The organism is Paenibacillus sp. 19GGS1-52 (assembly GCF_022369515.1).
Lineage (GTDB): Bacteria > Bacillota > Bacilli > Paenibacillales > Paenibacillaceae > Paenibacillus_AQ.
Map to the genome: position 1 here is coordinate 6,169,280 of NZ_CP059724.1, position 24,993 is coordinate 6,194,272.

Annotated in this window: 19 protein-coding genes; 3 read left to right on the plus strand and 16 right to left on the minus strand. The window is 46.5% G+C overall.

The window, feature by feature from the left end:
* Positions 1-149: 149 nt before the first annotated feature.
* A complete protein-coding gene (locus tag H1230_RS28470; RefSeq protein WP_239713138.1) occupies positions 150-593 on the minus strand; it encodes a hypothetical protein in 444 nt (147 codons plus the stop codon).
* 106 nt (positions 594-699) lie between these two features.
* Here H1230_RS28470 and H1230_RS28475 point away from each other — a divergent pair, with 106 nt between their 5' ends.
* Entirely contained in the window at positions 700-921 is a 222-nt protein-coding gene (locus H1230_RS28475) for a helix-turn-helix domain-containing protein (RefSeq protein WP_239713139.1), read from the plus strand.
* 17 nt (positions 922-938) lie between these two features.
* Here H1230_RS28475 and H1230_RS28480 read toward each other — a convergent pair whose 3' ends face one another.
* The 5 genes from H1230_RS28480 to H1230_RS28500 all read right to left on the minus strand — a co-directional run bounded on the left by H1230_RS28480 (position 939) and on the right by H1230_RS28500 (position 8,356).
* Entirely contained in the window at positions 939-3,371 is a 2,433-nt protein-coding gene (locus H1230_RS28480; RefSeq protein WP_239713140.1) for a DEAD/DEAH box helicase family protein, read from the minus strand.
* Positions 3,355-3,681 (minus strand): nucleoside triphosphate pyrophosphohydrolase, encoded by a 327-nt coding sequence (locus H1230_RS28485; protein ID WP_239713141.1) that lies wholly within the window; start codon positions 3,679-3,681, stop codon positions 3,355-3,357. Before H1230_RS28485 ends, H1230_RS28480 begins: the two co-directional genes overlap by 17 nt.
* A gap of 188 nt (positions 3,682-3,869) precedes the next feature.
* Positions 3,870-4,640 carry an SWIM zinc finger family protein gene (locus H1230_RS28490; RefSeq protein ID WP_239713142.1) on the minus strand — a complete coding sequence of 257 codons (771 nt, stop codon included), beginning with the start codon at positions 4,638-4,640 and terminating at the stop codon, positions 3,870-3,872.
* Positions 4,641-4,662: 22 nt separating this feature from the next.
* Positions 4,663-7,356, minus strand: a complete 2,694-nt coding sequence (locus tag H1230_RS28495; RefSeq protein WP_239713143.1) for a DEAD/DEAH box helicase — start codon at positions 7,354-7,356, stop codon at positions 4,663-4,665.
* A 100-nt stretch (positions 7,357-7,456) separates the two neighbouring features.
* Positions 7,457-8,356, minus strand: coding sequence for an aminoglycoside phosphotransferase family protein (locus tag H1230_RS28500; RefSeq protein WP_239713144.1), 900 nt, complete (start codon positions 8,354-8,356; stop codon positions 7,457-7,459).
* A gap of 108 nt (positions 8,357-8,464) precedes the next feature.
* Here H1230_RS28500 and H1230_RS28505 point away from each other — a divergent pair, with 108 nt between their 5' ends.
* Positions 8,465-9,556, plus strand: a complete 1,092-nt coding sequence (locus tag H1230_RS28505) for a copper amine oxidase N-terminal domain-containing protein (protein WP_239713145.1) — start codon at positions 8,465-8,467, stop codon at positions 9,554-9,556.
* On the opposite strand, the gene H1230_RS28510 is transcribed toward H1230_RS28505, so the two are convergent.
* The 10 genes from H1230_RS28510 to H1230_RS28555 form a co-directional block, all read right to left on the minus strand.
* A complete protein-coding gene (locus tag H1230_RS28510; RefSeq protein WP_239713146.1) occupies positions 9,521-10,528 on the minus strand; it encodes an HD domain-containing phosphohydrolase in 1,008 nt (335 codons plus the stop codon). The genes H1230_RS28505 and H1230_RS28510 overlap by 36 nt on opposite strands.
* Positions 10,529-10,596: 68 nt before the next feature.
* Positions 10,597-11,073, minus strand: a complete 477-nt coding sequence (locus H1230_RS28515; protein ID WP_239713147.1) for a GNAT family N-acetyltransferase — start codon at positions 11,071-11,073, stop codon at positions 10,597-10,599.
* A gap of 145 nt (positions 11,074-11,218) precedes the next feature.
* The gene (locus H1230_RS28520) at positions 11,219-13,579 is read right to left on the minus strand and encodes a beta-galactosidase (RefSeq protein WP_239713148.1); all 2,361 of its coding nucleotides are present in this window, start codon (positions 13,577-13,579) and stop codon (positions 11,219-11,221) included.
* Between the two features lie 94 nt (positions 13,580-13,673).
* Complete coding sequence (locus tag H1230_RS28525; RefSeq protein WP_239713149.1) at positions 13,674-15,254, minus strand: ABC transporter substrate-binding protein; 1,581 nt, start codon at positions 15,252-15,254, stop codon at positions 13,674-13,676.
* 63 nt (positions 15,255-15,317) lie between these two features.
* Positions 15,318-16,247, minus strand: a complete 930-nt coding sequence (locus H1230_RS28530; RefSeq protein WP_154121790.1) for a carbohydrate ABC transporter permease — start codon at positions 16,245-16,247, stop codon at positions 15,318-15,320.
* Between the two features lie 17 nt (positions 16,248-16,264).
* Complete coding sequence (locus H1230_RS28535; RefSeq protein WP_239713150.1) at positions 16,265-17,185, minus strand: ABC transporter permease; 921 nt, start codon at positions 17,183-17,185, stop codon at positions 16,265-16,267.
* 278 nt (positions 17,186-17,463) lie between these two features.
* Positions 17,464-19,035 (minus strand): response regulator, encoded by a 1,572-nt coding sequence (locus H1230_RS28540; protein ID WP_239713151.1) that lies wholly within the window; start codon positions 19,033-19,035, stop codon positions 17,464-17,466.
* A gap of 27 nt (positions 19,036-19,062) precedes the next feature.
* Entirely contained in the window at positions 19,063-20,802 is a 1,740-nt protein-coding gene (locus tag H1230_RS28545) for a sensor histidine kinase (protein ID WP_239713152.1), read from the minus strand.
* 118 nt (positions 20,803-20,920) lie between these two features.
* Complete coding sequence (gene galA, locus H1230_RS28550; RefSeq protein ID WP_239713153.1) at positions 20,921-23,296, minus strand: beta-galactosidase GalA; 2,376 nt, start codon at positions 23,294-23,296, stop codon at positions 20,921-20,923.
* Between the two features lie 160 nt (positions 23,297-23,456).
* Complete coding sequence (locus tag H1230_RS28555) at positions 23,457-24,140, minus strand: helix-turn-helix domain-containing protein (RefSeq protein ID WP_239713154.1); 684 nt, start codon at positions 24,138-24,140, stop codon at positions 23,457-23,459.
* 181 nt (positions 24,141-24,321) lie between these two features.
* Here H1230_RS28555 and H1230_RS28560 point away from each other — a divergent pair, with 181 nt between their 5' ends.
* The gene (locus tag H1230_RS28560) at positions 24,322-24,939 is read left to right on the plus strand and encodes an NAD(P)H-dependent oxidoreductase (protein ID WP_239713155.1); all 618 of its coding nucleotides are present in this window, start codon (positions 24,322-24,324) and stop codon (positions 24,937-24,939) included.
* Positions 24,940-24,993 lie beyond the last annotated feature (54 nt).

The following is a 24,993-nucleotide window of genomic DNA, read 5'->3' on the forward strand; positions in this document are numbered from 1 at the left end:
AACATAGGAAATAGGAAGCTGCCTGATCGCAGCTTCCTATGTATGTAAACGTGGATTTATACTTACTGACGATCTGCTTGGAACCATCTGCCGCATGGCGATAAACTCAAGCTATCTCAACTTCTCAGAAGAGCGACTAACGCCTGCAATTATGTATTTTTAAATATAGATTTGTAGACAGTCCCACTATCGGCAATTACCTTGGGGGATGACTGAAATAACAAGTTGTCAGCTCTATGTATTAAGCGTTGCAGTTGGAAGCTCGTTATATTTTGGATAAGCTGTGAATTGGCAGGTTCTATTGAAAGGAAATGGATGGACTCTAGGAAACAGATATCTTCCAGGGCCGCATCAGACTCTTTAAAAAGATCATACGTTTCTTCCAATGTCCGTGTGTAAGAGGTAATTATTACTGCTCCTCTCTTCATTAAGAGTGCTTTAAGCATAGTTTCTATAGCTTGATTTATAAAGGTAAGACAAAAGAATGGGGAGTTGTACTGCAGGAATTGAACGGACATATCCATTAGAAACTGCGAACGATTATGAAGCTCTTGAATTGTATTCCCACCATTCTCATAGCGAGTTGATGACATCACATTGTCCCCCTAAATCCTATTGTATACGTTAATGCGTACCAGAACAAAATATATTATATGGTACGTTATTGCGTATAGTCAAACCGAATAGGAGCCTACTTCTATGCCCAAAAAAATCATTATTAAAATACCGAATCTGCTTCACAGCCGTGGTATCTCGCTTAGGGAACTTTCTCGCCTTTCCGATGTGCGCCACGCTGCTTTAAGCGAGCTTTCCAATGGCAAGCGAGGGAATATCAACTTCTCCCATATAGAAAAAATCGCCGATGCCTTAGGCATCAGCGATATTCGTCAGATTATTGATTTGGTGGAGGGTGGGGAGTGAGTGGGTGATTGAGTACTTCATGCTCTCCGCTCAAAATGAACATGCAGACGGTACAAACATACTTCTTCCGTCCAATGGTACAATATTTCCCTATCCTCTTCTGCAATCTCAACATCAAGAAAGAATAGTCCGTCCTCAAATTTCGTTTGACTGCCTTTCGCATTTGCCCATTTAGACATTGGCATTTCTGCAATTAACGAGGTTACTTTAGCTTCCGTTTTATCGCTCCACTCCCACAGTCTAATGGACTCCTTGTCAGAAAAATCAATCTGGCGGCGATACTCCTTGCTACTAATATACTTATGAAAGAACGCTGCCATCTCTTTGGGCGTTACAGGCTGATTCCATCTTTCCGCGCCTCGTTCTAGCATATAGAGTAGCACTATCATTTTGTAGCTCTTGGTCATCACTGTTTTCTCAACATCCTGTAACCAAGCAGCATAACGGTTGTAGACGTCAGTCTCACGTCCTTCAAGCAGTTCAGCCCAATACAGAAACCCAACGTATGAACCAAATTCATTTCGGTAAGCTTGACTATTAGAGTGGCCATTTAAGTGCAGTTCAAGATAACTAGGGATACGCCCCAATTCCCATTTCAACTCCATAAAATCATGCTTCAGCTTTTCTCGATGAGGAAGTCGTTTACGACTCAGCTCTCTCAGTAAATTTACCACTCGGGTGTCCAACTGGATAACACAGCCGACTGGTGTCGTAGGTATGATGTCCTCCTGCTGTTTGCGATTATCATTCTCCATGTTGTCTGAGAACAGGCGTAGCTTAAGGTCGGCATTTCGATAGTTTCCGATCAGGTCAATAATGGTACAGTGCGTTTTCCCTTCAAATAGCCGGAGGCCCCGTCCTACTTGCTGAGTAAATATCGTCAAAGATTCTGTAGGACGCACGAAGAGTAAGGTATCCACACTGGGGATATCCGTACCTTCATTAAATAAGTCTACCGTAAAAATAATCTCCAATTCTCCGTTACTAATTCGATTAATCGCCTCGAAACGGGACATCTCCACAGTACGAGAATGCAAACTCAAAGCCGTTACTCCTCGTTTCCGAAACTCATCGGCCAAAAAATCAGCTTGCCTTATAGAGGAGCAGAAACCGATGGTACGGCTCTGTTTATGATGGCTCCATGCCTCATAAATCTTCAGTGCCTGAGATTCCTGAAGCTGTATATGAAGAAGCTGCTCTTCATCATAACGAGTGCCGAGCCAGCGTATTGTTGAATAATCCGTTTCATCATATATCCCGTAATATTGAAAAGGCGATAGCCATTGCAGTCGTATAGCTTCAATAAAATGAATCTGATACGCTACATTACCATCGCATAGAGCATACACATCCTTGCCATCCATCCGATCAGGTGTGGCCGTAATTCCAAGTAAAAAGGAAGGTTGAAAATAGTTGATTACCGATAAATAAGAAGAGGAGGCCGCATGATGAAATTCATCTACAATTATGAGATCAAAGGCATCGACAGAGAAGGATTCCCGATGTTTTTTCATACCAAGGGTAAAAATGGAGGCAAAGACGCAATCGGTATCGCCTTCCTTATGCTGACCGTTATACAACCCCATAGAGCGTCCCGGCAAGGTTCTCGCAAAAGACTGACGCGCTTGCACTAAAATCTCTTCTCGATGCGCAATAAATAGCACTCTCGCAAATCGGCGGGCAAAGAATGCAGCAAGATAGGTCTTCCCGAGTCCTGTTGCCATGACGACCATCGCTTTATCGTATTGTTCTTCCAGTATTCGTTCAAGCGCATCAAGCGCGGCTTCTTGGGCAGGACGAGGCATTAGCTTGTGCCCTTGCTCTATATCATCCTCTTCGGAAGTTCCCGGCATAAGTCTTGTTTCAATCTCTGCTTCTTCCATCTCCGTGATTCGACGAATCAGCTCCGGGTTACTTTGATGGTACCTCTGATATTCCTCTTCATACATGCTAATAGAATCGGTGTTCACTCTAAGCGTCGTTTCATTGTAGAAGTTCTCTAAGAACTTCTCAAGAGCCATCTGAAACGTATAAGGCTCCGCCTGTGCATTCATGGCCAGATTCCATTCATATCCGGTACGCAATGCTGAAAATGAAAAATTGGAAGATCCAACAATAAGCAGTCCTTCACCATTATCGTAATCGAACATATATGCCTTTGGATGAAAGGAGGTTCCTAAACTTCGCCATAACCTTGCCTCAATCCGATCATCTAATCCAATTAATTTCCTTAGCCCTTCGGGCTGAGTGATGTACAAATAATCGCCGGCAAGCATTTTCACCTCTGCCCCACGTTCCACCGCAGCCTGTAAATGCGGGGCCAGAAGCCTGACGCCTGATTGCATCAAAAATGAGGTCATAATATAAATACCGGAAGCGTTGCGCATTCCAGCAATAAGCTCGTCAGCCAAGTTATCCGTAATAAGCTTTATATTAAGCTTCGACGACATCGATTAGGAACACCCGATCAGAGAATCCTCCCCGTTTATTCGCCTTGTTCACACGAAGTTGTTCCAGATCGGCAGGAGTAGAACCGTGCGTCACCGCAAGCGCATGAATAACCTCCAGCATATCTGCCAGTTCTTCCAGAGCTTGCTCCTTACTTTCAGCAGCAAAATATTCCTCGTTCTCTTCGCGCAACTTGATACGCAACTCTTTAATATATTCCTGCTCATCTAGTATTCTGGAATGGAAAGTCTTGCCGTCTGCAGCAATAATAGTAGGAATTCCATCTCGGACCAATTTGTTATATGTAGGCATTTCAACACTCCTTATAATTGGAATTCTTTAGGACATATTTCCATAGTACTATTTTGCGGAAGAAAATAATATCCATTTATGCAAATAATAACGCGGACAGAGAATCCGCTATTCGTGGATATTGGCGCTTATTTGCTCAGATTTGGCTCAATAGCGGATTCTCTGTCCGCCAAATCTATTTGAACTCCCTACTTCCCCTTCTTGTCCGCATCCACGCCATCCCTCGCATCCATCTCTATCCCAAACACATCCGCAAGATCGGCGTCCACCATCACCCGGCGGCCTCTACCCTTCGAGGAAGACTTCGTAAGCATGGACTGTGATTTCTGCGTAAGCGATACGGAGATCAACTCCTCGATCTTGACACCCCGCAGGACAAAGAACAAGGCAGAATCCTCATCGAACCGTGCCCCAACGCCATACAGCGCTGCAGCCACATGCTTGCACATCTTTGCCGGATCGGGGCAGTTGCATGTCAGCTTAATCTCCTTCGGAGCAGGAAACAAACCTTTACCCTTCACCGTGAACAGCTCCGATAAGCCCTTTGGAAATTTGCCTGTCATCAGTTCCTGCAGCGAATCAATTTTTCCAGCACACTCCTTGACTAGCGTATCCCATGTTTTTGGCGAGAGCGGAGCAATTGTGATTTCAATCTTATAGGGCTTGGAGGTGCTGCCCTGCACAAGGGCTGTAACTTTGCCCGGCGTAATCTGCAAGTCGAGCACTGCGCCATGGCGAACATAGCTGCGTCCGCGCGCGATCCGGTTCACATAGTCGGAATAACTCTCCAGATTCTGGCTCCATGCCTTGCCCCACCAGGTGTTCGTTATCGCTCTGCCGGTGATCACAACGGGTGCGACAGCAGGATTTTTCTTGCGCAACTTCTCCACAGCTTTCTCGGCGTTTATCTTCTTCTGCGCCACCGGTACATATTCCGGATATTCATCATAAAAGGCCATGTTGGTTTCCCCCTCCCGAAGATTAGATGGTCAGCCTCATTAAATCCATGATCTGCTCGTTATTCATTTCCGTAATCCAGCTCTCCTGGATATCCGGTACAATCTCACTGGACAGCTTCATCTTATCTTCAATCATCAGGTCGATCTTCTCCTCGACCGTTCCCTGCGTGATGAACTTGTGCACAATGACATTCTTCTGCTGCCCGATGCGGAAAGCGCGGTCCGTGGCCTGATTCTCAACAGCGGGGTTCCACCAGCGGTCGAAATGGATGACATGATTAGCGGAGGTCAGATTGAGTCCAACCCCACCCGCTTTGATGGACAGCACCATAAACGGCACATATTCCTTCCCTTGAAATTCAGCGACAAGCTCCTTGCGCTTGCTTACCGCTGTCCCTCCATGCAGCACCAGTCCCTTATGCTGAAAGATCTGTTCCAGAAACGTCCGCAGTGATTCTGTAATTTCCTTAAACTGCGTAAAAATAATCACCCGTTCCCGCTTCTCATAGATCGTTTCGCAAATTTCCCGCAGCCTGGCGTATTTCCCGCTTTCTTCCTCGGCGTAAACCTGCTGGCCCAAATACTGGTCCGGATGATTGCAGATTTGTTTGAATTTCATGAGCGTGGCCAGCACAAGCCCTTTGCGCTGGATGTCTTCCTCAGTCGACTCTATCTTCTTCTTCAGATCCATTACAAGCTTATTGTACAATACGACTTGTTTTTTAGTCAGCGTCGCATAGGTTTTCATTTCGATTTTGTCCGGCAGGTCGGTAATGATCGATTTATCCGTCTTCAGCCTGCGCAGAATGAACGGGCTGACGACCTGCTTCAGGCGTGTATAGCCATCCACCGATTCGCGCATGCTCTTCGTGAATCGAGTGAATTCCTTGGCCGTTCCGAGCAGGCCCTTGTTCAGGAAATCGAATAGCGACCATAAATCGGACAAGCGGTTCTCAATCGGCGTACCTGTCATAGCGATCCTATAAGAAGCCTTGATCTGCTTCACCAGCTTCGTCTGCTTGGTGCCCGGATTCTTGATGGCCTGCGCCTCGTCCAGAATCAATGTATCCCAGACCCGGTTCGTGATCCACTCATATTTGGCTAACATACCGTAGGTCGTAATAAATAGCTCATTCGCTTCCAGACTTCCGTCATCCTCGGTGATTTCCTTATTCTCCGAAGGGTGATACACCCTATATTTCAACGATGGAGCGAATTTGCCCAGCTCGCTCATCCAGTTTCCGATTAGAGAGGCTGGCACAACCAGCAACGTCTTCTCTCGTTTCCGTGTGCGCATCACATTCAGCAGCGCGATGACCTGAATGGTTTTGCCGAGACCCATATCATCAGCCAGACATGCGCCAAGACCCAGCGACTTCATCTGATGAAGCCAATTAAGGCCCCGCTCCTGATATACACGCAAGTTGGCCTGGAAATCATCACCTGCCGAGGCAAGCGCTTTGACCTCCTCCGGGTGGGTCAAGGAGTGCAGCACCGCTGCAAGCCATTGTCCATTCGTTACCTCTAGCTCAACGTTCTCCTCCGAAATATCGAGCATTGTACGCGCGTTTAGTTGCAGCCGCATCGCATCAACCAAGCTGAGTCCTGATTCATCCATTAATTCATGGGCCTGTTCATAAGCTTGAAGCGCTTGTTGTAGCCTTTTATGGTTAACCTCTACCCATTTGCCTTTCAGGAAGGAAAGCCCTTCCTCTTCTGCCAGAAGTTTCCTTATCTCCTCAGCAGAGATGGCCTCACCGCCCAGCCATAGCTCAGCATCAAACCCTAATAACGCATCCGCATTCATATAGGAAGGCGGCTTGTCACCTACACTGACCGTTAATTTAAGGGCATTCGCTCTATTACTCCACCACTTCGGTATACGGCAGATCACACCCGCTTCCTCATACAGCCATATCTCTCTAAGAAACGTGTACGCCTCGCCCGCCGTCAGTCCAATGGGATAGAAAATATCTCCCGACTCTACCAGCTCTGCGATGAAGGTACTTGTCTCTGATGCTTTGTTAACTGTAGAGAGCAGCTCCAGGAGCTTCATACTATTCTCGCCGTACTCCAATAACGCGTTCTTAAGCGGCAAATGACGTGATTTCCCTTCTGCAGACAGCAGAGCGGCATAGGTTGACATGAAGGAGAAGGGATACTCTTCGCCCTCTTTTTTATTCTCCACCAGATGGAAATAGACTCGTCCCACCAGATGAACAGGATAATCACCCGCCCGGAATAACTCGGCAATATGCCCTTCATGCTGCTGTACTGTAAATCCAAAAGCTTCATGCAGCCTGTTCCAGGCCTGCTCCATCCAGCCATGATCCAAATACTGCGAGCCTGCCAAATAAGGCGCATTGGCCAACAGCATCTGTATTTCCTCATCTTCAAGCTCTGCCTTGGCTTGTCCTCGCAACACTTCAATGTCCGGATTCCGGGCCAGCTTCCTCACAAACGTGGCTGCTATATGCATGAGATAACGAAGCGAATCTGACGTTGCCTCTGTGTCTCCTATAAGCCCTAGTCTGAACCAGAATAATTCAGCATGCTGCTCATACTGCTTAAATATTTCTGTCAGTGCAACAAGGTCATTGCTATCGAGCAACTGATCACTTGCCTGCCAATCCAACTCAAACAGCCCACCTGGGTGAAGGATCGCCATGAGCTGTTTATTGCGGCTATCGCCCCGCCCTTCCGTATCCGTGATCATCTAGCATCCACTCCATGTATACGTATAGTATGCTCATTGAATTATTAGCTTCATTAAATTATTAACTTCAATTATAGCATACCGTCCTCATTCAAATCCCTCATACATACCAATCTGGAATAACTCTCTTAAACCCGTCATAATCCGCAAGGGCCACTTTACAGCGCTCCCTCATGCCTTCGATGTCAACTGCGCCATACGGGATCGCCCATACAATGGAGAACAGCGAGGAATAGGCCACATAAAGTGCCATTCTTGCCCAAAATTCCTTAGGCGGTTCCCCCTCGAAATAGCCATGAATTCTCCCTCTGGCAAAAGGAATACTCCGCTCTCTATCGAAGGCCTGCAGCTTATAGAACTCTTCCACATAGTCGCCGCTGTCGCAGCGGTTGAAATCAATGACGCCAATTTGATCTTGAGGGGTATAGATTAAATTACCAATATGGAAATCTCCGTGCTGATAGACCTTTTCGACATTGCTGAGCAGGCCAATATTCCCTCTAATAAAGGTAAGTGCGGTTTCATCCCCCTCTACACGATAGGGGCCGTTTTCATAATTTTTGACCCTGGCGAGGATTTTGGCCTGCATGTTAGCTTCCCAGTTGGACAGGTTGTTGAGATTCGGAATGGAGTGTATCTTCTTCTGCGCCTTTGCGGACTGAACACCTAACTGATATTGCTCTGCTTCAGACAACAACAAGATACGCTCCTCCAAGGGATGCCCTTCCACCCACGTGAGTAGCATATAAGTATTCTGTCCATCATTACATACTCCAAAATCAATCACCCGTGACATAGGAAAATCGAGCTGATTCACCCGTTCAATAAGCTCGTATTCAGCCTGCTTGCGCTCAAAGGCCTCGCGACTCGACAGCCGCAACAGCAGCTTCTGGCCCTCCCCAGCCTCGACATAGTATTTCTTATCACTCGACCAGCCTTTAAGCACCGGCTCGATCCTCGTCCACGCTTCACTATTCGGAATTCCGGTTATAGCGTCCATCCGACTCCATCCTCTCTTTCGTTCACTAAGCTTGACCTATATGCAACCTTTGCCTCTCCCCACTCGTTTGAGGACTGAATCCTATTGTTGAAAGGTTGATGACATCTTTTGACCAAAAAATCTATAATAACTGCCGCCCTCGGTACGATGCTGGTTGCGGCTGCAGTATTTCCTAATCCGGCTGCACTAGCAGCTGATACACTAAGTAGCCAACCTATAACAACCTTCACCCTTGCGCAGAAGAATTCCACTGCCCTTATGGTTAAGGGCTATGCTACCGTTCCACTCAAGGATCTGGCTTCTAGCCTCGGCTGGCAGATTACATTAAACTCCAAAGGGTTCTATGAGCTTAAAAAAGGCACTACAGTGTTGGCCCTCAAGCCAAATGAAGCGCAAGTTCTTCAAGGAACACAAGCAACGGTACTGCCTGTACCGGTACGCTTGGTCAATCAAAGATTATATGTTCCCGTTCGGGCTGTAACCATGCTGCTTGGTGCCGAAACTATTTGGGAATCCAGCACAAAAACAATTAAAATTGTCGCTAAGGGTAGCGAAGCAACAGCTCCACAGGTGCATTATACTTTTAATAAAGATATGGAAGGCTGGACTTCAGGCATCGCTGATCTGCCCGTTGACCATGGTCAGGCCGATTATCAGCTTAGAAGCGGAGTCGGAGTTATCCCGTTAACTGCTGCTACTGCAACCAGAGGATTTATGCTCAGCGGCATGAACCGCAGCGATGATCTGTTTATGTTCATCACCCGTACACTAGGTTCAACCGAAGGGATTACGCCCAATACGGACTACACAATCTCTTTAAGCTTTGATATGGCTACCAGCGAAGGCGGAGAGCAGATGGGTGTCGGTGGCTCACCAGCCCAATCCGTATATGTAAAGGCAGGAATTGTGAACACAGCCCCTAAAGTAATCGCGAATGACGCCAGTTCTACAGGAACGCCACACCTGGCCCTGAACCTCGACAAGGGTGTCCAATCCGTCGGCGGCAAAGATTTGCTGTTGCTAGGAAACGTCGAAAAGCCCACACCAGAATCAGCGGGCTATGAGCTAAAACATTTTGAACAGGAATTCTCAGTGAGCAGCAATGCGAGCGGCAAGCTTTACGTTATTATAGGCACTGACTCCGGCTATGAAGGCTTGACGAGTCTATACTACACCAATATCAACATCAGCTTTCACTAAGAATTCTTCCATAAACGACTCTACTAATTCTTCATTAAACTTAGTACCCTTTTGAGTCTGTAAATAAGCTAACGCATCCTCATGCGTCCAAGCTTCTTTATAGGCTCTTCTGCTGATTAAAGCGTCATACACATCCACTAGGGAGACCACTTGGGCTTCAAGTGGAATTTCATTTGCTTTTAAGCGATGAGGGTAACCCGTACCATCCCAGTTCTCATGATGAAACTCGACAATGGTTTTAGATATCTGCAATTCCTGTTGGAACAGATCGTCATCTAATTCATGAGAAATCTTGTTTAAGATATCGACACCAATCAGCGGATGGGTCTCAATAATGATTCGTTCATAGTACGTCAGCTTCCCCGGCTTGTACAATATACCTTCGGGTATCCCAGATTTACCTATGTCGTGCATAATGCTTGCATTGGTAACATGCTGCATATATTCCTCCGTCAACTGAAGATTCCATTTGCTATTGTGGACTCGAATCAGACGAGAAGTGAACTGCTGTACTCGAACAAAATGCTCTTCAATAGAAGGATCACGAATCTCGCAGGATATGGCCAAGACTCTAAATATTTCCGTTTGAATTCTTAATTTCCTTGATTCGGATACGTATATCCCCTCAGAGATATGTTCCAAGTTACGAAATACGCCGACATAATATTTAGTATTCTCAATCTCTATGGGGCTAATCGTACAATAAGAATGCCAGAGCGACTGATCCTTGGTAAGATTAATAAAAACACCTGACCATGATTGACCTTCTGCCAGCAATTTTTTCATACAATCATACGTTTTCAGTGGAGTATACCCAGATTTTAATATTCTTGTAGGTAAACCAATGATATCATCCCGAAGGTAACCGGTCTCCTGTTCAAACTTTTGGTTAATATCCAATACCCTATGATCCTCATTCGTTACGACGACTGCATCTCCCAAGAGGAGAAAATAGCTGATTCCACTTAACATAGACACCTACCTTAATAAACATATAGACTATGGTATGATACCTAAATTATTGTAGATATACCAGTAAACTAATTATATGACATCCACAATGTATTTCCAACTACCTCAAACCCCTGCTTGTACCAAAAATTCTTGGATCTTCCTAAACTGTATACATACATTTTCTGTTTGGGATGTTGTTCTTTGAGCCAGTCTATGAAATAGGCAGCATAACCCTGGCGTTCAAATTCTTTTAGAACATCCAAAGCTTCGATAAATATAATATTTGTTTTATTCTTAATATCAATATAGAAATCCTTCTCTAGATGTTTCTCATCCGGAGTGAAATAATCCTGTTCCGCTTTATGAATTAATGACTTCCCGCTAGCGTATTCCCAAATCACGGCATACCCTACCATCGTATCTTCAGCTTCAATTGCATATATTTCTTCAGGCAGCTCCGAAAGATCCTTTTCACTTAATTCTCTGGCATGATACCCGGATTTCAACTCACTCAATTGTGCTTTCATTTCTTGATCGAAGCGTTTGGTCGTAATTGTAGTCATTATTTATCTCCCTTTGCTTTATTACATCCTCCGAATACGATACAGCATTCAGTGGCTTCTGGGTACTTATTATTCACCGGAGGCAGCACAATAGCCGCCCTTTGTGTAAATGAACACAACTGGCGGCTATTGTTCAAACTACTAATTATCTTGAAATCACACTCGTTAGCGCTACTCGATAAACCGTTTCAGCCGTTATACTGTGGAACATAGCTATCTGTTCTCCCTCAAAATGTTGCTCCATCGCCATACCCGCATCAGCTACCACACTCATGACACCTTTGCGCAGCGGAGTTGTTTCCAGTACGATTTCACCCTGCTGCAGCACCTCCCGAAACCGGGATAGACCGATCTCCCAAGGCTGTCCGTTATAGAAATGGTCATGAAATAATTGTCCTCCCGCGAAGGCGTAACCTACATTACCTGTGTAATCGATCTTGAGAATAACTTCCTCCATGTCTTCCAAAATATTTCTATCAAAGTCGAGTGTGATTTTGTGATCATGAATACGGCCCTGCTTCAATTCAAGTTCCTGCTTGGGAACATGAACATGATAGCTGCTGAACATGCCGTCTTGACTGTGCTCCACGGAACATGCAGTGGATGCCGCAGTCCATGCTGGCACAGACTCCATTCCATCCGTATATTCCCTAAATGAGAAATCATTAAGTCCAGCACTGAATAGTTCAACTCCAGTACTTGTTCCGACGAGCGGGGCTTCCGAGAAAAGAATCCGTGTTGCGCCGTCGGTCTCCAATTCCCATAGGGTGGCGGCTTCCCTGAAGGTCATTACATAGAGGCGAACCTCCATGCCTGCCGTTTGCTTAATGCGGATTAGCGCGGAGCGGTCATGCGGTATACTCACACAGTATCCACCGTCCTCTTCTCTATCCAATTCCCCTGTATCCGTCTCTATGGCAGCTATACCTTGCGCAGCCAACAGGAATTCTCCGTCAATCCCTTCCGGCATCCGGAAGAAATAGGTGATCTGACTAGCAGACTCCATGACAGTAACTGGTTGAGCGGTGGCATAACGAAGGTTCAAGCTACCCATTGTGAAGTTAAAGGGAAACAAGATTGAAGCATTCTTAGAGATGGTCATGGATTGCTTCTGTGGAAATTTGATAATCTCATCCGTAAGCTCAATGACGAAACGGACATCTTCATGGGTATCCATTTCCACGTGATCCTGATAGTTGTTAATGAACACAAAACCGGATTTCCCATCCGTACGTACCGCATAACGCAAGGTTTCTGTGTTCTCCGGGGTAATATTCACCGCGCTCTCAGGCAGCACAGTCGCCAGCGGAGCAAGACGTGCACCGAACTGTCGCAGAAAATAATGCAAGGGACGCAGCAAGCCGTTCGATGCTCTAATCTGACCAAACTCTCCAATAGGAGCTTGGAAATCATAGGTGATACGTGGTGTTGTACTTTCATTGAGGTAAGCTAATGCGCCTACCGGATTTGTACCTCCGTGGAACATATAGTAACCAATAAAATTGCAGCCCCCGCCGATTTTCATCAGACTCATCGCGGCTACACTTTCCGGCTCCACCTGAAAGCGGGACAGATACCAGGTCTGCATCCCGCCACCCATTTCACAACAGGCAAAGGGGTATTTGGTTCTAGGGTACGGTGGAGCGAAATCTCCCGTACAAGCTACATCATCATGATAACTGACAAAAAGGTACTCTTGCGTCGGCTGCTGCTGCAGACTTTGCTCAGTAATACTCCAAGGGGTATAGGCGTAGCCGCCATACAATGGCAGCACCTCATCCTCCAGAAATGGCGCATCGCCCCAGCCTGTACTCGTGTAGAACGGGGCAATCATACCGGCATCTTCAGCGTATTGCTTGAGTAGACGCATATGCTCCGACCCTCCGCTGCCTCCACTCAGGTACTCGTCGCCTTGCTTCGCAGTCAGCTCCCATAAAGCGGCTGCAGCATTGAACTCGTTCTCCAGCTGAATGCCAATAACAGGTCCACCATCCTTGAACATCTGGCCTGTAGCTTGCTTACCGATCTCTTCGTACAGGCGACGCACATAATGAAGATAACCCGCGTCATTGGAACGGACATCGAATGAACGGCCGAATAGCCAATCCGGAAGCCCACCGTTACGAACCTCCCCATGACAAAATGGGCCCACGCGCAGAATGACATAAAGTCCATTACGAGCGCACAGCTCAACGAACCTGCGCAAGTTGCGATTTCCTTGCCAGTTGAACTCTGCCTCGATCTCCTCATGATGGTTCCAGAAGATATAGGTAGCCATAATATTAATTCCCGACATTTTCATTTTCTTGATTTCCGTCTCCCAATCCGCTTCTGGGTATCGGGAATAATGGAATTCGCCGCACATAGCGAAGTAAGGTTGTCCATTTAGCTCCATGTAATAATTAGTAAAGCTAAAGTGATCTCCCTGGGGATTACTTCCACCCAGTCTTAATGACGCGGGATAAATGTCTTTAGGTGAACTGCCTGCATGAATGGAATATTCCATGTCCGATGCTCCTTTTCGATCAAATTAAAAACAAGAAGAGCTGCCCCAAAGTCATCCTTTGGAACAGCTCTTGAGCTCGTGAGTAGGTAACCTTTTATTTATGGGTGGTCAGGAAGGCATCAACCTGAGTTTGCAGTTCTGTCTGAACCTTATCAATACCAGCAGCTTTCAACTGCTTGATCAGGTCAGCTTGACCCTTATCAACATCTGGAATCAATCCGTATTCCAACGGAATTGCATATCTAAGCATTACGTTGCCGATATTGGCTACTTCATTCTTCACGTTAGTATCATTGAAGACGAAGGTTTCCAGCGGGAAGTGATAAATGCTGGACTGCCAGCTGTTGAACATATCATCGGCTTCTACCGGATATGAAGCATCTTGACGGTTAAGCGGTGAGTTCCAGCCCCAGTTCGAGAAGCCAGTGTAGCCAGCGGCATTCGGACCTGCAGTATACTTGTCGTCACCTTGTGGAACGTAGTTCGTGCCTGAGATACCGTACATCGTCAAATCATGAATTTCCTTGTCATTCTGCAGAAGGTCAATCAGCATCAAAGAACGTTCAGCATTCTTGGAGGTTGCATGGATCGCCATACCATTTTGTGTAGAAATGGCTGCGATTTTTTTCTTGTCCGGTGTGATATCGGCAATAGCCAGCTCGATTTCTGGTTTGTCCCGACGCATTTCGGCTAAGTTAGCGGCAACCGTACCCAGGTTCTGTGCATAAGAAGACACTTTGCCTGCTTTAATATCCTGCCATACATCGTTTTTGTTGCTGACTACATTCTTGGACCATACGCCATTGTCTGCGAGATCCTTGTAGTAGGTGAGCAATTGTTTGTATTCAGGAGTATCGTAGATGTTGAATATTTTACCCGTTGTATCATCTAGATCATAAGCTAGTGGAAGCAGGTTAGCGTCAACTAGATTCCAGTTATTGTTCTGTTCCAGCGTTGCTTGGTCAAGCTCATGCCATTTCCAGCCGTCTGCTGCCTTGGCACCATAAGCGGTGATTCCTTTTTCATTCTTAGCAACCGTTTTCAAATAATTACCGTAGGATTCCAGGTTGGTAATCTCAGGAAGATTGTATTTCTTGCGAAGATCTTCGCGGTATAGAACCACTTTGTCGGTAACTTCAACATTGTTATTAGGAACCATGAACAGCTTGCCATCCACTTTTGCTTGTTCCCACGAAACTTTTGGCATAGCTTCCCAAGTCAGCGGCATGTATTTCGACAGCATATCATCTGTCAATTCCATGAATCCGCCTTTCAAGGCCTGGTCATTATAGAATGCCCAGTTAGCGGTGTAGGCGATATCAAAATCTTCATTTGCGGCAAACTTCAGTGGGTATTTCTGTGAATAGTCGGACCAGTCAAGGAATTCCACTTCAACGGTTGCATTGATCTTTGCTTTCAGTTTCGTATTCAGTTCAGCGAATACTTTGTCGTAGTCAGCAGGCTGACCACCGATCATCAGCATTTTTAATTTAACTTCTTTAGATGTGTCTACAGCTCCGGGAGCTTCCGTAGCTGCCACATTTTCTGTCTTCGTGTTGGTCTCGGCAGCCGTATTATTCGCATTATTGTTACCTCCACCGCAAGCACTAAGCAGCGTCGATAACATAAGAACGAAGGCCAGCGAAAACGTTAACTTCTTTTTCTTGTTGATCATGACGAGTGTTCCCCCTAATCAAGTGTTTTTTTAGTTTCTATTGATAACCAGGTTTCCCTGAGATCATCCTTTTACGGAGCCAAGCGTAAGTCCTGATACAAAATATTTTTGAATAAACGGATAAGCGACCAAGACAGGTCCAGTAGCCACGAGCGTCATCGCCATCTTCAAACTTTCGGTAGGCAGATCCATATTAACCACGACACCGGTCTCCATCATTGCCTTACGCATGCCATCCATATTGCCTAGCATTTTGTATAAATAGTATTGTAACGGCATCAGATCGGAATTAGAAATAAAGAGCAGCGCGTTATACCAATCATTCCAGTAGGCCAGAGCTATAAACAGTCCGATGGTGGCCAGTGCTGGCTTGGACAGCGGAACGATAAGCTTGCGGAAAATCAGGAAGTCACTGGCACCATCGATCTTCGCCGATTCATTAATAGCATCTGGGATGCTGCTCATGAACGACTTCATGACGATGATGTAGAACACATTCATCAGTAGCGGTAGAATCAGCACCAGAATCGTATCCTTTAAGTGCAGATTATTCACAATCATCAGATACCACGGTACTAGTCCTCCACTGAACAAGGTGGTGAAGAAGAAGAAGAAGGAGAAGTGATTGCGCCATTTAAAATCTCTACGGGATAAGACATAACCCGTCATAGCTGTCAGGAATAATCCGCACGATGTGCCGACAACGGTGACGAATATAGTCACGCTATAGGCTTTTAGCATATCGGCAGGATACTTGAACAGAAGGCTGTAGGCTTCGGTGGAGAATGCTTTCGGGAAGATCTGAAACCCATATTGGATAATCGAGCTTTCCTCGGTTAGAGAGGATGAAAGAATTAGCACAAATGGGAAAAGACAGAATAGGGCAAGCAGCGTAAGCGTTACATATCCGATAACAGAGAGCAGGACACGGTCCGCATGTTTGCGTTTGGCGCCCGCTGGCTTAACTTCTAAATTCGCAACCGTTGAACTCATAGTATGACCTCCCTTTCCTAGAATAAAGCTCGATCTTTGTCGTATTTACGCACTGCATAGTTAGCAAATATTATAGTTCCGAATCCGAGCAGCGACTGGTAGAAGCCTGCAGCAGCAGACATCCCAATTTCGTTCGAGGTCGTTAGTGACCGGAATACGAAGGTATCAATAACGTCTGTTGATGAGAACAGCAAGCCGTTGTTGCCGACCATGTTATAGAACATTCCGAAGTCTCCCCGGAAGATGTTTCCAATCGCTAGCAGAACCAGAATGATAACAGTAGGCATCAGATTTGGCACGGTAATTTTCATGATACGTTGGAAGATGTTCGCTCCATCAATCTCTGCGGCTTCGTACATTTCGGTATCAATACCAGTTATAGCTGCCAGATACATGATCGAACCATAACCTAGCGCTTTCCAAGCGGATACTACAACCAGAATGAAAGGCCAATACGAAGGTGTGTTATACACATCAATTGGAGTCATGCCTAGCCCTTTGAGCAGCACATTCAATGTACCTACATCATAGTTGAACAGGTTATACGCAATCGCCCCAACCACAACCCATGAGATAAAGTATGGAAGAAATATTGCGGTCTGAGCCAGCTTGCGGAACCATTTGCCCACTGCCTCAAATAACAGAATGGCGGCGAAAATCTGCAACACATTATTAACGACGATAAATGCGATATTGTATAATGCTGTATTTCGCGTTACACGCCAAGCGTCACCTGAATTAAAGAAAAATCGGAAATTATCAAGTCCGTTCCAGGGGCTCCCGAAGACACCACCTGTGTAGCTGTATTGCTTAAAAGCCAGTATGATACCTGCCATAGGTAAGTACGCAAACACCAGGAAAAATATCACAGCGGGTGTTAGCATGAGTAGCAGCGTTTTATATTTTTTTACATCACTCCAGAAGCCGTATCGGTTCATCTCTACTCCCCTTTCTTTGTCTCTACATGCTTCATTATAAAGGGGTAATCAGTGCCTGTGGATTCAGCCAAACAACTAAAAGCAATACTAATTCACCGATCGCGAATTTTTTCGAGGTTTATATACGCAAGAAGAAACGGCTTTGCCGTCCTTTTAGGGATGGTACCCGTTTCTTCGAGAAATATAAGGATAAGTTATCGTGTGAAGCATATAAATTCTTAGATTTCAAAAAAAAGGACCTGCGGTCTGCATATGACCGAAAGCCAGCTTGCCTATTTCTATATTTTGTTCTTCTTCCGAAACTCCCCTGGTGTCATGCCTGTTGTCTGCTTAAACTGCCGATTGAAGTAAATCATGTTCTTATAACCCATCCGCTCTGCAATCTCATAAATCTTCAGGGTTGGGTCCCTAAGCAGCTCGCATACACAGTTTGTCTTGCGCTCATTCACGTAATCGCTAAACGGCACCTTGGTTTCTTCTTTAAAGAGAAAGCCCAAATAATTTGGTGTGAAATCAAAATGTGCTGCGACCTCTTTGAGCGTAATCTTCTTCTCCAGATTCTCTTCTACGTAACGCATGATCTCATCAATCAGCTTGCGCTTTTGCCGCTGCCGCTTCACATACAGCAGTTCTGACAGCTCGAAGAATCTCCGTCTTAGCCAAGAAAGGATGTCATGAATCGTCTCGAATTGGAATAAAATATCCGGCTGGTGCAACTCCCACTGCAAGATCTCGTACAGGTTCTCGTTCTGCTGCTGGAGCGCTGCATGCAGATTGGAGGTGATACGAACGATTAACTCATACACATCTTTCTTCCGGGCTACTGGCATATCCCCATTAAACAGCTCCAGCAAATGATCGTCAATGGCTACCAGATCATATTCGATGATCGCTTCCAGCAAGTGTTCCACTGTTGTGTCAATACGCCCTCCTCGAGTATCCCGCGGAGACGACTCCATCGTGTCGCGAATCAGCCGGTTCTTGCCAAGCAGCCATTTGGCGCTAAGCGCCGCCTCTGCTAACCGATAGGACTCATGCAGTGCCGCATCATCATAGGCGTAGCGCCCTACTCCGACCGTAACGGTATATGCCGAAGCCTTCGCAACCTTCTGGATGAGTTCCTCCAGTTGATTCAGGAAGAGCTCCTTTGGAATGGCTGAAAGGAGGACAAACCGGGTCGGGTAGACCGCAATCAGAGTCCCAAGCTTCGCCTCTGTAGCGAAGGACTTAATAATCAAAGCAATCTGCCGGGTCTTAATCCGCGATTCCTCCTCAGAGAGATCCCGCAGCTTCCATTCCAGATCATCGATTTCCACGATCGCAACCGCTGAACCGCCGAGCAGGAGCGGATCGAGCACAGTTCGTAGATGTGACTCAGCTGGGCCCGGTGACTCGTCATCGAACCAACGAAGCAGCAGCTCTTCATTTACCAGCGACAGCGCCTCCGAGAAGGAGCGGTCCTTTTCCCTTTCCTGCTCCATCTTCTCGCAGAGCGAGCGTAACATCTCATATAGATCCTTATCTTCGACAGGTTTGAGCAAATAACCGGAGGCGTTGATCTGTATCGCTTCTTTAGCATAGCTAAAGTCCTCATGACCACTGATAAAAACAATCTTCACGTTCGGGTTTACAGCCTTCGCCTTACGTGCGAATTCGATTCCTGTCATAATCGGCATGCGGATATCCGACAGAATAATATCGATCCGTTCCTCCTCCATGACCTTGAGGGCAAGGAAGCCGCTATTCGCTGTACCCGCTACCTGGATGTCCATTTCGCTAGCAAGCACCCGGCGGCGCAGCCACTCCAAGTCTACGGCTTCATCGTCTACCAGCAATACGTTAATACTCACCCTAAGACCCCCTTCTCTTGATGTATTTCATGATGTGGTACTCTCGTCAGCATCGTTACGATCCCGAACATCCGCTGGAAAAAGAAGCTGTACAGTCGTCCCCGCTCCATAAATACTCGCGATAGTCACACCATACGCATCGCCATACCTTAGCTTTATCCGTTCATCTACATTCTTCACACCATAGCCGCCAGCCTGAGTGGGTCCTGTCATCAATTTTCTAACGGTCTCTGGACGCATGCCAATCCCATTATCAATCACCTTCAGCTCAATGCGGTCGCCTATCCGTTTTCCTGTCAAGCGGATCGCAATCGTCTCCCCAAACCAAGCATGCTTGAACACATTTTCCACAAAGGGCTGCAGAACCAGCTTAATAATCTGCATGTCCAGAATATCTGGATCAACATCGACATAGATGGTAAATGCATCGGCGTACTTTACTCGCTGAATTTCAAGATAGGTCTCTACCTGCTCCAGTTCTTTCTTCAGCAAGATGTACACGTTCCCCTGATTTAGCGTCAGTCGGTAGAAACGGGAGAGACCCTGTACCATGCCCGTTACTTTTTCTATCTCACCAAGGTTTGCCAAGCTATTGATCGTCGAAAGTGTATTATACAGGAAGTGGGGGTTAATCTGAGCTTGCAGTGCCTCGAGTTCCGCCTGCTTCTTCTGGATGCCCTGCACATATACGCTGTTGATCAGCTCCTGAATATTGATCGCCATGAGATTGAATGCAGCAGCAATTTGCACGAATTCATCGTTGCCGGAGAAACGTATACGCTTCTGAAAGTTACCCTCCTGGAATGATCGGACGAGACCTACAATCCGCGACATTTTCCGCCCAGACAAACGTGCAACGATAAAACCGATAAAAGTCATGACTATGAAGCTGATTGCGCACACTCCCAGAATGACCTTTTGCAGCCTGCCAGCATCTCTTGTCAAATACGTGTGAGGCACCAGGGTTTCAATTACGAAATCCGACCCTGGGATCTTCTCATGGAGACTTAAATAAGACTCTTGGGTATCTCCCTGTTCAGCCGTGCCGCTTTGGTATAGGGGGTCCCCTGTCAACTGATCTATCAACCGGAGTGTAACACCATCTTCTACCGGAAAAGCGGAGAAACCACCGAGCAGGTCACCCAAGGACGCCGTTATCCGGACATAGCCGATCACGGTCTTATAGTCACTGAAAGAGACTAGCCTACGAATATGTGAGATGTTGCCCAGTTTCTGGTCTGTATCAATCTGAATCCAGATATTGTCCCGCTCCGAATCCTTCAAGGCTTGGTACCATTTGGTGCCAGCGATATCTTCAAAGGGCAGAATGTAATAATCACTGTCCTTAATAGGTTCCTCCAAGTTGTCACCCGACACGATGTTCAAGTCACTATTCAACGTATAGAGCATGAAACGGATATTGTTCCCAAAGAGCTGTAAGGGCGATTTCAGCTGGGGAACGATCTCATCCATCATCGTGAGGTAGATATCGAGCCGATCCCCCTTCTTCTGGAGCGCACGCTGAAACGGCAGGCTGCCGAACAACGTATCCGACATCCGCTGGATTTCATCCATCTGATAGCGGATATTGTTCCTCGCCTGCTCCATACCGGTGCGGATATTCGTTTCGGCCATTTCAGTCCGTGACTCGGTCAGCATGGAATAAGAAATGTACCCAATAAGCACGTCCGTCAGCAGCACAAGAAGTAAATAGGGAATCATCATTTTGTAGGTGAAAGGCATAAAACGCTGCTTCTTGATCGCCATTATTGCTTACTTCCTCTATGTCGAATTTGGTATGTTTATCTTAACGTTCCGGGCTGCAGAAATAAATAGGAGACTGAACATTACCAATACCTCTTTCATAATTCCTGCTAAGCCCAGGCTACTGTGTCACATGCGCCTGCAGCTCTACTTCCGCTGCCACCAGCCCCGTTGAGACAGCCTTCAAGCGGATTGGACCTCCAACGTGCAGCGACTGAATGAGTGCCAGACACCTGCCGTTGAACGTTCTGCGAATCGTTGCCTTGTCCGGTTCATGACTGCTCGGGTTGCCATTGCCTACCCCAAGAATATGGCCTGCGCCTTCCACCTCGAACCTAATCTCGTTGTCGGCAGTCGGAACGAGATTCCCTTGTTTGTCCAGAACGGCAACACGGATGGGAATTGTATCGGAACCGTCTGCCGCCAGCGACTGGCGATCAGGAACCAATTGGATCTGATACGGCTGTCCAGCAGTAACCACCACTTGCTCGACAACTGGTTGACCGTCCTGGTTCCCGATCGCTTTTAACTCACCTGGTTCATAAACGACCTTCCATGACTGATGCTCTATCCGGTTCACCTGCTGCTCCCCCAGACTTCTGCCATTCAGGAATAGCTCAACTGTCTCGGTATTGGAGAATATCCGTACATCAATCACTTTACCTTCTTTCCCCTCCCAATTCCAATGCGGGAACACATGCACCAGCGGCTCATCTGTCCATACTGCCTGCATGTAATAATAGATATCTTTAGGAAATCCACAGGTATCCATGACTCCAAAATGCGAGTTGATGCACGGCCAGAGGTAGGGGGTGGGCTCGCCCCGATAGTCGAAGCCCGTCCAGATAAATACGCCGGTCAGGAACCTGTTCTGCACTACATCGCTCCATGCTCTCTCTGGACTGCAGCCCCATGAAGGAATGTTCGTCCCATATTCGGAACAATACCCCCGCACCGGATCATCCTCATAGATTCCCCTCGTTACCGTAAAGCTGGCACTTTCACTGCCAATCATCCGACGGTTCGGATGCTGTTCATGATCACGAATGTCCAGATGCTCTCGTTGTCCGTAATTGTAGCCCGTGATGTCAACGACATCCGTATAGCCCCCTTCATTCCAGCCATGATTCATCGCAGCTGAGGTTGGCCTTGTCGGATCAAGCCTTCTGGTTGTAGCCGCCAAGGTTTGTAAGATCCGGGTACCCCTGACGGTTCCTTCCAAGATCTCCTCGTTCTCCAGATTCCATATGATGACGCAAGGGTGATTACGATCTCGGTAGATTAGCCGCTCCAGCTGCGATAGACCATTCGGGGTGCTGTCGAGCTTGCGGTTCTCGTCCATGACCAGCAGTCCGATTCTGTCACAGATGTCCAGAAGCTCAGGCGTTGGCGGATGATGGGCACTGCGGTAAGCGTTAGAACCCATCTCCTTCAGCAGCTTAAGCTTATATTCGATTAGGCTGTCTGGAAGAGCTACGCCCACACCAGCAAAGTCCTGATGGTTGCAGGTACCTTTAATCAGAAGCGGCTCTCCATTCAGAAAAAAGCCTTCGCTCGCATCAAAGTGGATCGTGCGAATCCCAAAGATAGTCTCATACCGGTCCGTCTCCACACCAGCGGACTTCACCACTGAAATCGCCTTATATAGATAAGGCTCATCCGGGGACCAGAGAATGGGATGTGGCACCGTGAATGTCTGCGCAAGTTCCAGCTCACTATACCAATCGGCATAAGCCTGCACCTCTCCGGAGTGAACCAGGCTACTCCCTGCATCATAAATCTCCGTAGTGAGTGTGCAGTCTCTCCCTTGCGTTTCTTCATTACATATTCGGGTTCTGATATTCACAACAGCCTGTTCCTGATCAACCTCAGGCGTTGTAATATAAGTACCGTGCTCTGCTATATGCAGGCGTTCATTCTGCTGCAGCCATACATGACGATAGATGCCGCATCCCTCGTACCACCAGCCCTCGAATTCTGTAGCATCCACTTTCACCAGAATGACGTTTCTGCCTTCGGTTCCATACCGAAGCATATCCGTTAAATCATAGCTGAAGCTGCTGTATCCCCCTCTATGCTCGCCAAGCAAATGCCCGTTAACCCACACGGTGCTTGTCCCAGAAACTCCGTCAAAGCGAATCATCCACTTTTTCCCTATGCCTGCTGCCGGAATGTCAAAAGTCTTGCGGTATAATCCTACTCCTCCCGGCAGATAGCCGTGGCTGCCGCCTCTGGCCCCGAGCGAATCATCCTGCACGTACTGCTGTTCCACACACCAGTCATGTGGAAGCGCAAGCGGCGTCCAGTGGAGCGGCTGTGTATCCATGCCTTTATCGTCATAGGCGATATCCAGCCATTCCCCGTCATCCACGGAAGCGCAGTCGGTGATCCCACCTGTCATGCCTCCCTTGACCGAATGCGGAATGCGAATATCTCCATGATGGAAATTCCAGTGGTCATCGAACAAAGTTTTCTTTCTCGTATATACAGGATTCATTTCATGCCGCCTCCTACTAGACTATATACATATTGTATTTGAAAAAAGTCTGAAATAGTTAGCACAATGCTAGGGTTCGATAGCACTATATGAACATAGGGATAAGTCCAAGTGCAAAAAGAGCAAAGTTCAGGCCCTTGTTTCGGTCTGAACTTTGCTCTTATACCTCAAAAGAGGTAAAAAACACATCCTTGAGAATCGTCTTCGCTTTCTTTAAACCACGAGGATCCAACTGTTGAAGCATCTCTACGATTTCATTCATTTCCGCAGATTCTATAGCTTCAAAACCTTCCTCTACGGAATGGCTTAACCGTTCTGCTTCAGCTTGCGTAGCTGAGAACTCTGGATTAATCCACGACGCTTCCAGGGTATCCTCAAGTCCTCTGCTCACAAACAACAATTCTTCCACGTTGTATTTCTGCAAAAAATGATTTATTCCTACATTCATGCGCTTATGTAATGCTTCATGCAAATGAAAAATCTCTTTACCCAAGGGAGTTGTACGAAAATACACTTCTTTTTTATTATCTGGCAGAAACTCTATGCTTAGGATTTGTTTAAGCAGCAATTTCCGGGTAACTTTGGACACGCTGCCTTTAGGAATTCCAAATTTCTTCGAAATGGTTGTTCCATTTACCGGCTCAAGCTGGCCAATGGCATCTATTACATGAAGCATCATGACTGTAGAATCCTCAAGGAAATTAAGAATAGCAGGATTACTGCAGTTCTGTCGCAACCACTGCTTCTCTTCGTCATCCTCCATTTGAAACCGTTTCTGAAACTTGGGTATAGTATCCATCACTTTTTTTATTAAACTATCTTTGTCATCTGAAGAATGAATCATAGAACGATCTCCTTATAAGCTCAACTTATCTATATACATATGTTATCCAGTTTAACAAGAAACAAAAGATAAATAAAGTTTCTTGGAAACAATATTGACAAAATAGAAGTGTCGGTAATATTATATCCTTAGAAACTATTTAGTATCCAAGAAACAATAAAACGAAGAGGAGCTTTTTAATATGAAATTCTTAATTGTCTTCGACCATCCGTACGGGGCTTCCTCCTCTGAGAATACTCCACACCATAGAAGTTATTCCGCTGCCCTATTGGCCGCTGTTATGCGTGGACTCAGCACTAAGGGTCACACATCTGATCTCATTGATCTGCATGCTGACGGATTCAACCAGGTTACCTCGGCCGAAGAACTTGCCGCATGGCGGCAGCAGAAGACCAAAGATCCCCTCGTAGCTTCTTACCAAGAACGACTTATAGCTGCGGATCATATAGTCTTCATATTTCCGATCTGGTGGGAATCCATGCCCGCGCTTACCAAAGGCTTCCTCGATAAGGTATTTGTAAAAGGTACGATTTACGACGAGCCTAAGCCAGGACGTCCCTTCGTCCACATGCTTCCGAATAACAAGGGGGTCTCCCTGTTGACGGTAATGAGTACGCCAGATTTTATCTATCGCTGGGTCTTCGGCAACCCCATTACCAAGATGTTATTCCGCGGAACCTTTCGCAAGATGGGTATCCATAAGCTTCGCTGGTACAATTATACGGGGATGTCGAGACGCAGTTTAGAACAACGAATGTTATATCTAACAAAAACAGAGCAACGCTTCGCACGCTTATAACTCCTCTCAACAAAAAGAAACGGCCTTGCCGTTCTTAATATGGGCGGCACCCGT